This window comes from Streptomyces megasporus (assembly GCF_000718985.1).
Lineage (GTDB): Bacteria > Actinomycetota > Actinomycetes > Streptomycetales > Streptomycetaceae > Streptomyces > Streptomyces megasporus.
The window spans coordinates 80,036-91,441 of sequence record NZ_JODL01000021.1; the positions used below are offsets into that span (position 1 = coordinate 80,036).

At 72.7% G+C, this 11,406-nt stretch carries 11 protein-coding genes; 1 reads left to right on the top strand and 10 read right to left on the bottom strand.

Features of this window, described 5'->3' with window-relative positions; genetic code table 11:
- The 10 genes from kynU to IF47_RS30285 all read right to left on the bottom strand — a co-directional run bounded on the left by kynU (position 1) and on the right by IF47_RS30285 (position 9,784).
- Positions 1 to 1,230 carry a kynureninase gene (kynU, locus tag IF47_RS0118495; RefSeq protein ID WP_031509944.1) on the bottom strand — a complete coding sequence of 410 codons (1,230 nt, stop codon included), beginning with the start codon at positions 1,228 to 1,230 and terminating at the stop codon, positions 1 to 3.
- Positions 1,223 to 2,071 carry a tryptophan 2,3-dioxygenase family protein gene (locus IF47_RS0118500; protein WP_031509946.1) on the bottom strand — a complete coding sequence of 283 codons (849 nt, stop codon included), beginning with the start codon at positions 2,069 to 2,071 and terminating at the stop codon, positions 1,223 to 1,225. The genes kynU and IF47_RS0118500 overlap by 8 nt, the downstream gene beginning before the upstream one ends.
- A 135-nt stretch (positions 2,072 to 2,206) precedes the next feature.
- Positions 2,207 to 2,620: a DUF3151 domain-containing protein gene (locus IF47_RS0118505; protein WP_031509948.1), complete on the bottom strand. Its 414-nt coding sequence runs from the start codon at positions 2,618 to 2,620 to the stop codon at positions 2,207 to 2,209.
- Positions 2,621 to 2,742: 122 nt separating this feature from the next.
- The gene (gene fbaA, locus IF47_RS0118510) at positions 2,743 to 3,765 is read right to left on the bottom strand and encodes a class II fructose-bisphosphate aldolase (protein ID WP_031509950.1); all 1,023 of its coding nucleotides are present in this window, start codon (positions 3,763 to 3,765) and stop codon (positions 2,743 to 2,745) included.
- 231 nt (positions 3,766 to 3,996) lie between these two features.
- The gene (gene pyrE, locus IF47_RS0118515) at positions 3,997 to 4,500 is read right to left on the bottom strand and encodes an orotate phosphoribosyltransferase (RefSeq protein ID WP_037732896.1); all 504 of its coding nucleotides are present in this window, start codon (positions 4,498 to 4,500) and stop codon (positions 3,997 to 3,999) included.
- Between the two features lie 51 nt (positions 4,501 to 4,551).
- The gene (locus IF47_RS0118520) at positions 4,552 to 5,400 is read right to left on the bottom strand and encodes an aldose epimerase family protein (protein ID WP_078591944.1); all 849 of its coding nucleotides are present in this window, start codon (positions 5,398 to 5,400) and stop codon (positions 4,552 to 4,554) included.
- A gap of 3 nt (positions 5,401 to 5,403) precedes the next feature.
- Entirely contained in the window at positions 5,404 to 6,501 is a 1,098-nt protein-coding gene (locus IF47_RS0118525) for an SRPBCC family protein (RefSeq protein WP_031509956.1), read from the bottom strand.
- 103 nt (positions 6,502 to 6,604) lie between these two features.
- The gene (locus IF47_RS0118530; protein WP_031509957.1) at positions 6,605 to 8,263 is read right to left on the bottom strand and encodes a polyamine aminopropyltransferase; all 1,659 of its coding nucleotides are present in this window, start codon (positions 8,261 to 8,263) and stop codon (positions 6,605 to 6,607) included.
- A gap of 117 nt (positions 8,264 to 8,380) precedes the next feature.
- Positions 8,381 to 8,914 carry a DUF2617 family protein gene (locus tag IF47_RS0118535; protein WP_031509960.1) on the bottom strand — a complete coding sequence of 178 codons (534 nt, stop codon included), beginning with the start codon at positions 8,912 to 8,914 and terminating at the stop codon, positions 8,381 to 8,383.
- 654 nt (positions 8,915 to 9,568) lie between these two features.
- A complete protein-coding gene (locus IF47_RS30285) occupies positions 9,569 to 9,784 on the bottom strand; it encodes a hypothetical protein (protein ID WP_031509961.1) in 216 nt (71 codons plus the stop codon).
- A 180-nt stretch (positions 9,785 to 9,964) separates the two neighbouring features.
- Here IF47_RS30285 and IF47_RS0118550 point away from each other — a divergent pair, with 180 nt between their 5' ends.
- A complete protein-coding gene (locus IF47_RS0118550; protein ID WP_031509962.1) occupies positions 9,965 to 11,176 on the top strand; it encodes a pyridoxal phosphate-dependent aminotransferase in 1,212 nt (403 codons plus the stop codon).
- Positions 11,177 to 11,406 lie beyond the last annotated feature (230 nt).

Sequence of the window (11,406 nt, forward strand, 5' to 3'; positions counted from 1 at the left end):
TCAGGCGGCGCGTTCCGTCAGCACCTCGCCCAGGACGCGGGCGGCGTGCTCGACGTCGGCGAACGACGTGTACAGCGGGGTGAAGCCGAAGCGCAGCACGTCCGGGCGGCGGAAGTCGCCCACCACCCCGCGCCGGATCAGCTCCTCCATCACCTCGCCCGCGTCCGCGCAGCGCAGCGCGACCTGGCTGCCGCGCCGGGCGTGCTCGGCCGGGGTCACGGACTCCACGCGCCCGGCGGGGACATGGGCCTCGACGCAGCGCAGGAAGAAGTCCGTCAGGGCCAGGCTCTTCTCCCGCACCGCCGCGATGTCCACGCCGTCCCAGACGGTCAGCGCCTCCTCCAGCGCCAGCATGGAGAGGATGTCCGGCGTCCCGACCCGGCCGCGCGCCGCGCCCTCGGCGGGCTCGTACTCGGGGCTCATGCCGAACGGGTCGGCGTGCGAGTTCCAGCCGGGCAGCGGCGAGTCGAAGCGCGACTGGAGGTCGCGGCGGACGTAGAGGTACGCGGGGGCGCCGGGGCCGCCGTTGAGGTACTTGTACGTGCAGCCGACCGCGAGGTCCACGCCGTGCTCGTCGAGCCCGACCGGGAGGGCGCCCGCGCTGTGGCACAGGTCCCACACGGCGTAGGCCCCGGCCTCGTGGACGGCGGCGGTGATGCCTGGCAGGTCGTGGAGCTCGCCGGTCCGGTAGTCGACGTGGTTGACCAGGACGGCGGCGGTGCGCGGACCGACGGAGCCGGGGATGCCGTCGGCGGGCAGCGCGCGGATCGCCGCGCCGGTCAGCCGGGCGGCGGAGGCGGCGATGTAGCCGTCGGTGGGGAAGGTCGTCTCGTCGACCAGCAGGTCGGTGCGGGCCGGGTTGTCCTTCCGGGCCATCCGGATCGCGGCGACGACCGCCTTGAGCACGTTGACGCTGGTGGAGTCGCCGACCACGATTTGGCCGGGCGCGGCGCCCACGAGCGGGGCGATCCGGTCGCCGACCCGCTCGGGCGCGGTCCACCAACCGGACTCGGTCCACGAGCGGATGCGCAGCCGTCCCCACTCGTGCTCCACCACCTCGGCGACGCGGGCGGGCACGGTGCGGGGCAGCGCCCCCAGGGAGTTGCCGTCGAGGTAGACGACGCGCTCGCCCTTCTCGTCCTCCAGGACGAAGTGCTCGCGCTTCCCGGCCAGTTCGTCGGCGGCGTCCAGCTTGGCCGCCTCTTCGCGCGGTTCGGTGAGCTCAGACATGACTACGGGCCGTCCACAGTTCGGGGAAGACGTTCTTGCGGGCGCGCTTCTCCAGCCACGCCACGCCCGCGGAGCCGCCGGTGCCCTGCTTGGAGCCCATCGCGCGGCGGGTGGCCACCAGATGGTCGTTGCGCCAGCGCCAGACCAGCTCGGCGACCTCGGTCAGCGCCTCGCCCAGGCGCACCAGGTCGCTGTCGGGATCGCCGGCGTAGATCCGCGCCCAGACCTCCTCCACCCGCGGGTCGGACTCGTACCGCTGGGAGACGTCACGCGTCAGGACGGACTCGGGGACGGCCTCGCCGCGGCGGGCGAGGTAGCGCAGCACCTCGTCGTACAGGCTCGGCTCGTGCAGCGCCTTCTCCAGCTCCGCGTGGGCGCGGGGGGCGCCGCGGTGCGGGACGAGCATGGACGCGGACTTCTCGCCGAGCAGGAACTCCATCCGCCGGTACATCGCGGACTGGAAGCCGGATCCCTCACCGAGGGCGCCCCGGTAGGAGTTGAACTGCGCCGGGGTCAGGTGGGCCAGCGGCTCCCAGGAGGCGTTGAGCGAGACCAGCTCGTAGGTGGAGCGCTTCAGCGCGGCCAGCGCCGTCCTCAGGTCGTCCTCGCGCAGCGCCTGGGCGGCGGTGTGCCACTCGTGGACGATGACGGTGAACCACAACTCCATGACCTGGGTGGTCACCAGGAAGGCCATCTCCCCGGGGTCGTCGGAGAGTGGGTTTTGGAGGTGGGTGAGGACGTCCGCCTTCACGTAGTCCTCGTACGGCGTGGTACCCGCGAAGTCGAGGTTCGGGTCCTCCGGGCCGACTTCGGCGGCGGCCTCGGGCGGTTGTGACGACATGCGTGGTTCTCCTTGCGCGCTCGCCCGGGGTCGCCGGGCCCTACCCGCAGATCATCGGTCCGGGTCCCGGCTACGGCAAGGGCCGGTCGGGGACCGTTGTCGAACGGTTCCCGACCGGCCCGTGGGACGGACCCGTCAGGAGAGCGTGGCCGCCGCGGTGGGCGAGCTCTCCTTCAGGAAGGTGGTGCAGCGCTCGTACTCCTCCTGCTCGCCGATGGCCTGCGCGGCGCGGGCGAGGGCGTGGAGGGCCCGCAGGAAGCCCCGGTTCGGCTCGTGCTCGAACGGGATCGGGCCGTGCCCCTTCCAGCCGTTGCGGCGCAGGGCGTCCAGGCCGCGGTGGTAGCCGGTGCGGGCGTAGGCGTAGGACTCCACCGTGCGTCCGGCGGCGTAGGCGTCGTCCGCGAGCTGTGCCCAGGCCAGGGAGGAGGCTGGGTGCTTCGCGGCGACCTCGGCGGGCGAGGTGCCCGCCGCGAGCAGCTCACGCGGCTCGGGGTCGTCGGGGAGGTGGGTCGGGGGCGGTCCCCCGAGGAGGTTCTCGTGAATGGCCATGGCCCCAGTCTGCACGGTCGCCGCCGGTGCGCGACGAGCCCGGCACCCAACGGTGCCGGGCTCGTCCGCCACAGTGGACCGGGGCCGGGCGCGCGGCGCCGCGCGCCCGGCTCCCGTCGCCGTTACTTCAGCCGGGTGCCGGTGGAGCGCAGGTTCTCGCAGGCGGTGACGATGCGCGCGGCCATGCCGGCCTCGGCGAGCTTGCCCCAGCTACGCGGGTCGTAGGTCTTCTTGTTGCCGACCTCGCCGTCCACCTTGAGCACGCCGTCGTAGTTGCGGAACATGTGGTCCGCGACCGGACGGGAGAACGCGTACTGGGTGTCGGTGTCGATGTTCATCTTGACCACGCCGTTCTCCAGCGCGGTGGCGATCTCCTGCTCGGTGGAGCCGGAACCGCCGTGGAAGACGAAGTCGAACGGGTTCTGCTTGCCGAACTTGGCGGCCACGCCCTCCTGGAGGTCCTTCAGCAGCTCGGGACGGAGCACGACGTTGCCCGGCTTGTAGACGCCGTGGACGTTGCCGAAGGAGGCGGCCAGCAGGTAGCGGCCCTTCTCGCCCAGGCCCAGCGCCTCGGCGGTGCGGATGGCGTCCTCGACGGTGGTGTACAGCTCGTCGTTGATCTCGTGGCTGACGCCGTCCTCCTCACCGCCGGTCGGGGTGATCTCGACCTCGAGGATGATCTTCGCGGCCCGCGCGGCGGCCAGCAGCTCCTGGGCGATCTCCAGGTTGTCGGCCAGGGTCTCGGCCGAGCCGTCCCACATGTGGGACTGGAAGAGCGGGTTGCGGCCCTCCTCCACGCGCTTGCGGGAGATCTCCAGCAGCGGGCGGACGTAGCCGTCGAGCTTGTCCTTGGGGCAGTGGTCGGTGTGGAGGGCGACGTTGATCGGGTACTTGTCGGCGACGACGTGCGCGAACTCCGCCAGCGCGACCGCGCCGGTCACCATGTCCTTGCTGTACTGACCGCCCAGGAACTCCGCGCCGCCCGTGGAGATCTGGATGATGCCGTCGCTCTCCGCCTCGGCGAAACCGCGCAGCGCGGCGTGGAGCGTCTGCGACGAGGTCACGTTGATGGCGGGGTAGGCGAACTTGCCGGCCTTCGCCCGGTCGAGCATCTCGTTGTAGACCTCGGGAGTTGCGATGGGCATCTGTCCGCTCCTTGATGGTGTGCGAAAAGTGTTCGGCTCTGGTGTGGGTCAACGGATCGACGTCATCGTCGTCCCCATCCTCCCAGACGGGTGCGAATGCTCCACCCCCTGCACCCCGCGGGTGCACGCCGTGGAGCGGCGGGGAGGACCGAGGCGGGTCACCGTTTCACGTGCCGCACCACCGCGGGGGCAACCCCCGCACCCCCGGCCGGACCACACAGCGTCACCGTTTCACGTGCCGCACCACCGCGGGGGCATCGCCGGGGCCGCGCCGCGTTCGACGATGACTGCCACGCCCACGACCTCCGCGCCGGCCTCCCGCAGCGCGTCGACCGCCGTGAGCACCGAGCCGCCCGTGGTGGAGGTGTCCTCGACCGCCAGCACCCGGCGGCCCACGACGTCCGGGCCCTCGACCCGGCGCTGGAGTCCATGGGCCTTGCCCTGCTTGCGGACGACGAAGGCGTCCAGCTTCCGGCCGCGCGCGGCGGCTGCGTGCAACATCGAGGTGGCCACCGGGTCGGCGCCGAGGGTCAGACCGCCCACCGCGTCGTACTCCAGGTCGGCGGTCAGGTCGAGCATGACCTGACCGACCAGCGGCGCGGCCTCCCCGTCCAGGGTGATCCGGCGCAGGTCGACGTAGTAGTCGGCCTCCTTGCCGGAGGAGAGGGTCACCCTGCCGTGGACCACGGCCTTGTCCTTGATCTGCCGCAGCAGCTTCTCGCGCACGTCGCTCATGCCGACGAGCCTATGCCGGCCCTTCCATCCCTCCGTCCGAGGAACGCCACGTCAGCCCAGGGAGCGCCACGTCCAGACCGTGCCGGCCTCCAGCGGTTCGATGGGCGTCACCAGGTGGGGGTGGGTGTTGAGCCCGTTGGGCGGGCCGGTCTGCGGTTCGACGCAGACGGCCTCGGGCTGCTCGTCGTAGACCACCACCCACTCGGCGCGGCTGGTGACCTTCAACTCCAGCTCGTCGGGCCAGGTCAGCGTCACGTCCACCCCGTCGGGCATGCCGAAGCAGTCGTCCCAGGGGCCGGGCCGCGGCTCGATGCGGCGGCCGGTGGGGATGTGGTCCGCACCACGCTCCTCCTGCCAGGCGGGGGTGAAGTCCAGGGTGACGTCCCGCCCGCCACGGCCGAGGTTGCGCAGGAACCAGGGGTGCCAGCCCACCTGGGCCGGGAAGGAGTTCTCGACCGTCTCCACTCCCAGGGTGAGGGTGAGTCCGCTGCCGTCCTCGGCCAGCTCCACCACCTGGGTCACCCGCCCCGGCCAGGGCCACGGGTCGGTGAGGTCGCAGTAGAAGGCCGCCGACCGCTCGTCCGTGCGGGCCGTGCGCCAGGGGCGTCCACGCACGGTGCCGTGGATGGCGTGGTCACCGGCGTTCACGGGCAGTTGGTGGAGGTCGCCACCGTTGAGGAACCTCCCGTTCCTGGTGCGACCGCACCAGGGCGCCATCACGAACGAGCCGTACCGCTCACCCTGCCGCAGCACCTCCGTGCCGCCGATGCGCAGCGAGGCGATCCGACAGCCCTGCCGCGGCTCGATGATCACCTCGGCGTCGCCGGCCCGCAGACGCACTCCGCTCTCTGTCTCGTGCACCGTCTCGTCCACCGTCACGTCCTCGACCCTAGACCGCATTGATCAGCGACGCCGCCTGAGCGCGCGTCCGACGACGACCGCGGAGGCCAGCACCAGTGCCGCCGCAGGGGCGGCCCAGCGCAGTGTGGCGAGGGCGGGGGAGGTGGTCTCCGGCGGGGGAACGGGGGCGTAACGGCCGCGCGGCGGGGCGTGGTCCACCTCCTCGGCGCTGCGGCCGATCATCGTCCGGCGGGCGTGGGCCGCCTCGGCGGTCAGGGGCGAGGATTCCTCGTCGAAGTCGTCGAGCCCCTCGAAGCCGCCATCGAGATCGTCGGCGAAGTCGTCGTCGACTCCCTCGCCGGGCGCCTGGCCGGATGTCCGGTCGAACGCATCGTCGCTCGCGGAGTCGAGAGCCGACGGCGGTACCTCGGCCTCGAAGATCCCCTCGGCGACCTCCTCGGCCCGTACCTCCTCGGCCCGCGCTCCCTCGTTCGCCGTCTCCGGCTCCCCGGCGCCCTCCGGGTCCTGGGCGCGTACGGCCTCCCTCTCCCGCGCGTCCGCCGAGTCGGGCGTCTCGGGCGCGGGGATGCCGGGGATCGCGGGCTCGTTGTCCTCGGGGTCGCCGATGCCACCGGGGGCGGCGACCGTTCCGGGCGCGTCCACCGGGGCGACCGGGTCGGCCGCCATGCTCTCCGCCAGTGCCCCGCCGAAGCGGTCCAGCAGACGGCGGCCCGCGGTCTCCCGCTGCTTCTCCTCGAACTCCGTGATCCGACCCGTGCCGCTCAGCTCGGCGACACAGGCGAGCACCGTGCCCTCGCCGTCGTCGGCCGGGCGCGGCACGGCCGTCAGGGTCAGCTCCACCGAGCCGTCGCCCCGCGCCTCGTCGCCCTCGCCGCCGACCGTGTACCGCTCGTCCCCGCCTCCGTCCTCGGAGCCGCCCGTCCCGCGCGCCTCGTGCGTCAGGCGCAGGCTGCCGCGGTAGGTGATGCTGGAGCCGCCGATCCGCACCCGCAGCCGTCCCCGGAGGGCCACACCATCCCCGGAGACCGTTTCCGTCTCCTCGGGTTGGAGCCCCGGGACACAGCGCGCGACGCGTTCCGGTTCGGCGAGCGCCGCCCGCACGGCCTCGACAGCGAACGGAACGTACACCTCATGCTCCATGGGGCGGAGCCTACCCAGTACACCCCCGGGCAGTGCCCCGTCCACGCGGACACCGGCACGTCGCGGGCGCGTCGCGGATTCCGCCGCCGGTCCGCCCGGCCCCTCATCCCCGGTAGCGCGGACGCATCAGGGTGGAGACGGGGAGGCCGGTGACGCGGCCCTCCTCCGCCCGCGCGGCGGCGCGGCGCAGGTCCGTTCGGCCGAAGGCCCCGAGGGACGGGCCGTCCGGGGCGAGGGAGAGGGACGTGTCGGCGTCGCGTGCGGCCAGGACGAACCCCCAGTGGGCCGGACGCTCGGACTCCGGCAGCCGCACGTCCCCGGGCCGGGCCCGGAAACCCGACAGCCGCCCGTCCACCACATAGGGGACCGTGTGCAGGCCCACGGCCCGCACCGTGGTCTCCACCGTCCAGTACGCGTGCGGTCCCTCCTCCGGCGGCCCGGCGTGCACCGCCAGACGCCCCCGCGCGGCCAGGGCCCGGTCCGCCAGGCCGAAGAACTCCTGTGAGTACGGGCGGGTGTCCGCCGAGTGGGAGGGGCCGGGCAGGTCGGTGACGATCACGTCGTACGGCCGTCCGCCGGAACCCGACCGGGCGCGCAGCCAGTCGAAGAGGTCACCGGTCTCGACCCGTACGCGCGGATCGTCGAACGCCCGGTGGTTGAGGCGGCCGAGCAGGGAGTCGGTGCGGGCCAGTTCGACCACGTGGACGTCGGGTTCCACCAGGGTCACCGAGCGGACGTCGGGGTAGCGCAGCACCTCGCGCAGCGCGAGGCCGTCGCCGTCGCCCAGGACCAGCACCCTGTCGCGCGGTCCCGCCGCCATCGCGGGGTGGACGAGGGCCTCGTGGTAGCGCCGCTCGTCCAGGGAGCACACCTCCAGCCGGCCGTCGAGGAACAGGGAGATCCCCTCCTCCCGGGAGCCGGCCGCGCAGGCACCGCCCTCGACGAGCACGACCCGCCGGCCGTCACCGGCCGGCGCCGCCCGTGCCCCGTCCCCGTACACCGCCTGGCGCGTGGCCCGCTCGAAGGGTTCGACCATGGTGATGCCGGCGATCAGCAGCACGGTGATCAGGGTGTTGGTCAGGAGCAGGACACGGCGTGAGCGGTGGGAGAGGTCCTCGCGGAACAGTCCCAGCACCATCGCGCAGCCCACGGTGGCGTTGACGGCCCCGACCAGCAGGGCTCCCGAGATCTGGCCCAGCAGCGGCAGCAGCAGGAAGGGGAAGGCGAGCCCGCCGACGAGGGCGCCCACGTAGTCGGCGGCGAACAGGTCCGCGACCGCCCCGCCCGCGTCCTGCTTCCGAATCCGCTGGATGAGCGTCATCAGCAGCGGCATCTCGGCGCCGATGAGCGCCCCGATGACCAGTGAGAAGCCGATCAGCACCAGCCGTGACCCGCCGAACCAGGCGAAGCACCCGTACAGCGCCATCGCCGAGCAGCCCCCGACCAGCGCCAGCAGCGCCTCGATCGTCCCGAAGCCGATCGCCGCGCGGGTGCGCAGCCGCTTGGCGAACAGCGACCCCAGACCCATCGCGAAGACCATCACCGACAGCACGACGGAGGTGTTGGTGACCGAGCCGCCGGCCAGGTAGGAGCCCATGGCCATGAGGACGAGTTCGTAGACGAGCCCGCAGGCGGCGCAGACGAAGACGGCGGTGAGGACGAGGAGCCGACCGACTCCGGCCGGCACGGGCAGCCGGGCCGGGGCGCGGGTCGGCGCGGGCTCGGTCGACTCCGCCGGCGCGGAAGCGGGCGCTTCGATCATGCCGGGAACGCTACGGGACCCCAAACCCATATCTTGTCACCCACAAGGGTGCAATGGGTCGCACACATGACCGCATCGGCGTCTCGCGCTCGGACCGCGGGCACCCGTGCGCCGGGCTCACACGCCCGCCCGCTCCGGCTCCCGCACACGCGCTCCCACACGGGTGTGCGTCACCACGAGCCTCCCCTCCTGCGGGTAGGCGTGCCAGGTCCGCCAGTGCACCTGGTCGCCGCGGTGCTGCACCAGCAGGGCGGTGAAGGCGTGGGGACTGCCGGGGAAGGTGCCGGCCAGACCGTGCGGGTGGTCCGCGACGAGCGCGAGCAACTCCTGCGCACGCCCCGCGAAGGAGCCTTCGGAGAGCTTCTCGACGCGCGCCGCGAACGCGTACTCCCGGTCGTCGATCCGTTTGGACACGCCCAACGGCAGCGGCGTCCTGCTCCCGGGCATGCACGCCACGGTCTCCGAGCAGGAACTGCCGTCCGCTTCGTGGAGCAGGACTTGGTGGGAGGCTCCGAGCAGCCTCAACTGCGCCCGCGCTCCCGGCAGTTCGATGTCCATCGTCGCCAGCGCGGGCAGGGGTTCGCGACCGAGCGCCCAGGCGAGGTCGCCGGCGCGGGTGTCGGTGTACGGGGCTTTCAGGGTGGTGAGCATGGGTCGGCTCCGCAAGCACGCAGTGAGAGTGGGCCGGCCTTCGTTCGGGGACCTTCCGAGAGGGAACCGACGGTCCGCCTGATTGCCGGCTCGTGCCCACGTGGGGCTCTGTCACACGGGTACAGAAGTCACCGAACCACGGAAGGGGTGCGGCCCACAGGCCTTTCACTCACTTTCGTCTGCTTTCCATACCACCGGGGGGCCTCCTGGTCAGATGTTCTCCCCGTCATTCCGCAACCGCCGTACGGGTGAAAGAACATCAGCCACCACCGCACCCGCCGCCGCAACCACCACCGCAGCCTCCACCGCCGCCGCAGCCCGCCACGCCACCGGACGAACCGTTCCTGCCCGACGAGCCGGACCCGAGCCACCAGGCACCGGAGACACCGGACGCACCGGCGACCGAACGGCGCCGGCGGCGCGCGATCGCGAGTCCGCCGATCACCAGACCGGCCACGACCGCCGGAAGAAGAACGAACGAGACGAAATCCATGGAGCCCCCCTTGTCCACACGTCCCCCATGTGGGACCTGTGTCCACGATGCCCCGTGAACGCCCCTCTCACAGCGGAGTTGAGGAAGTCCAGAGGAACGGACCGAGGGCGGACGGGGAGCGCTGCCGGCGGGACCCGGTCGCCCCCGCCTCGGGCACCGCCTCAGTCGCCGCCCCCGCCACAGCCGCCACCGCCGCCGCCCCCGTCGGACGATCCCCCGTCGGACGATCCGCCGTCGGCCCACCAACTGAAGGACCCGCTGTCGGAACCGCCGCCCCCGCCGCCCGCCTTGCGGCGCTTGCCCTTCCGGGTCGAACCGACCACGGCGAAGATCAACACCACGAACAGCGCGACGAGCGCGAAGCCCAGGAATTCCATGGTGCCCCCTTGTCCACACATTCCCCCGTACGGGGCTCGCTCCCACCATGCACCACCTGTGACCTGCGGAGAAATGGAGTTGAGCAAGCCCAGAGGTTCGGCGGTCCCCGTGGGCCGCCTCCGGTCCTCGCCCCCGTCCGGGCCACGGCGGGTTGATGACATCCGGAGGTTCGGCGGAGGATGTCCGGCATGACCGCCTCCGGACGTCCCCCGCTCAATCGCCGCCTGGCCGAGTTCGGCACCACCGTCTTCGCCGAGATGTCCGCATTGGCCGTCCGGACGGGAGCGATCAACCTGGGCCAGGGCTTTCCCGACACCGACGGCCCCGAGTCCGTCCGGGAGGCCGCCGTCCGCGCCCTGCGGGACGGCCGCGGCAACCAGTACCCGCCCGGCCCCGGCGTCCCCGAACTGCGTGCCGCGATCGCCGAGCACCAGCGGCGCTTCCACGGTCTGACCTTCGACCCCGACACCGAGGTCCTGGTCACCGCCGGCGCCACCGAGGCCATCGCCGCCACCCTCCTCGCCCTCCTGGAGCCGGGGGACGAGGTGATCGCGTTCGAGCCGTACTACGACTCCTACGCCGCCTGCGTCGCCATGGCCGGCGCGGTGCGCGTCCCCGTCACCCTCCGCGCCCCCCGCTTCCGCCCCGACCTCGACGCCCTGCGGGACGCCGTCACCCCCCGCACCCGGCTGCTCCTGCTGAACTCGCCGCACAATCCCACCGGAACGGTCCTCACCCGCGACGAACTCGCCGCGATCGCCGAGCTGGCCGTCGAACGGGACCTGCTCGTGGTGACCGACGAGGTCTACGAGCACCTGGTCTTCGACGGGGAGCACATCCCGTTGATCTCCCTGCCCGGCATGCGCGACCGCACGGTCTCCATCTCCTCCGCGGGGAAGACCTTCTCCTTCACGGGGTGGAAGGTCGGCTGGGTCACGGCGTCCGCGCCGCTGGTCACCGCCGTGCGGACGGCCAAGCAGTACCTCACCTTTGTGAGCGCGGGTCCGTTCCAGTACGCCGTCGCGGAGGCGCTGCGCCTGCCGGACGAGTACTTCACCGCCTTCCGCGAGGACCTGCGCGCCAAGCGCGACCTCCTCGTCGACGGGCTCGCCGAGGCGGGTTTCGAGGTCCACCGGCCGCAGGGCACGTACTTCGTCACCACCGATGTCGCCCCGCTCGGCGAGAAGGACGGCCTGGCCTTCTGCCGGAGCCTGCCGGAGCGGTGCGGGGTCGTCGCCGTCCCCAACGCCGTCTTCCACGACGACGTGGACGCCGGCCGCACCCAGGTCCGTTTCGCGTTCTGCAAGCGCGAGGACGTCCTGCGGGAGGCGGTGGCCCGGCTGAGGACCCTGAACACGGCGCGGGGCCGCGGCACGGACGCTCCCCGGTGAGCTTCCTCGCGCGGGGCCGTCGTACGGAAAGGGGCCGCGGGGAAGCCCGCCCCGCGCCCTTCCCCAAGCGACGGCCCCGGGCGCACGGGGAGTGCGTCCGGGGCCGTTCGGCGGCCTCGGTCCGTGGGGACCGGGATGCTCCTATGGTTGTCAAGCCGCAGGGGTGAGGCTGTTTTGCGTGACTTGTCCGGTGGCTGGGGTGGTCAGTGCGCGGTAGACCTCGCGGGCGA